The 1,135-nt window shown below is 52.3% G+C and carries 1 pseudogene; it reads right to left on the reverse strand.

Annotation, left to right across the window (positions count from 1 at the left end):
- Window positions 1–26: 26 nt before the first annotated feature.
- Window positions 27–1,135 (reverse strand): annotated as a pseudogene (locus QT230_RS20765) (IS3 family transposase); the annotation flags it as partial.

Below are 1,135 nucleotides of genomic sequence, written 5' to 3' on the forward strand. Positions count from 1 at the left end.
CCCCAATAGTTGGACGGTTGGTTCTCTCAACTAGCTGACATGGCCTGAGTCCTGTATTGCACGGGACTCAGGCCTTTTAGTTTCTGCTTGATCCTCTGATGATTATAGTAATGGATGTAGTCGACGATGCCTCGCTGCAACTGCTCAATGGTCGTGAATCTGTTCAGGTGAAAGTACTCGGCCTTCAGAGTGCCGAAAAAACTTTCCATGGCAGCATTATCCAAACAATTTCCTTTCCTAGACATACTGCGGAGTATCCTTTGCTTCACTACCAATCGACGATAGTTGGGGTGACGGTAATGCCATCCCTGATCCGAATGCAGCAGAGGCCGATCGCCTGGTCTCAGGCGATCAAAGGCGTCCTTCAACATGTGCTTTACTAGCCCGAGTACCGGTCGTGGCCCGGTCTGGAAGGCAATAATTTCGCCGTTATACAGATCCATGACAGGTGATAGGTAGAGCTTCTGATCATTGACCTTGAATTCGGTAATGTCCGTCACCCATCGCTGATTAGGCCCGTTGGCCTGAAACCGACGCCGTAGCGTATTTGGAGCGGCGTAGCCCTCTGCTCCTCGATAAGCACGATATCGTTTGGGGCGAACAAGGGATTTCAAGCCTAGTTGTTGCATTAACCGCTGGACGGTCTTGTGGTTGATCACCTCGCCTGTCTGCCGCAGTACCGTGGTGATGCGTCGATAGCCATAACGTCCTTGGTGACGATCATAGATCGCCTGGATACGCGCCTTCACAGACGCATGCGAGTCGCCAGCGCCCAGAGCCTTGAGCTGGTAGTAGAACGTGCTGCGCGGTAGGGCTGCCGCACGTAGCAGCAAGGCCAGTGGATGCTTATGCCTTAACCCTTGGACGGCTTGGGCTTTTTGCCCCGTGTCGTCCGCTTCTCCTGGATCAAGGCATCGAGCTTTTTTAAGTAGTCATTCTCTGCCCGCAGATACGCTAACTCCTTAAGTAATTCTTCGTGAGGACGCTCTTCATCAGGGGGTGACAGCTTTGAAATAGGTTTCTTATTCATCGGGCGTCGTCCTTTGCGCTTCGCCGCTAATGCACTTGGCCCTCCACTATGATACTGCTGCTCCCATCTGCCAATAGCACTACGCTCACGAATATCAAACAGGGC

Origin of the sequence: Halomonas sp. SpR8 (assembly GCF_031010195.1) — a bacterium.
Lineage (GTDB): Bacteria > Pseudomonadota > Gammaproteobacteria > Pseudomonadales > Halomonadaceae > Vreelandella.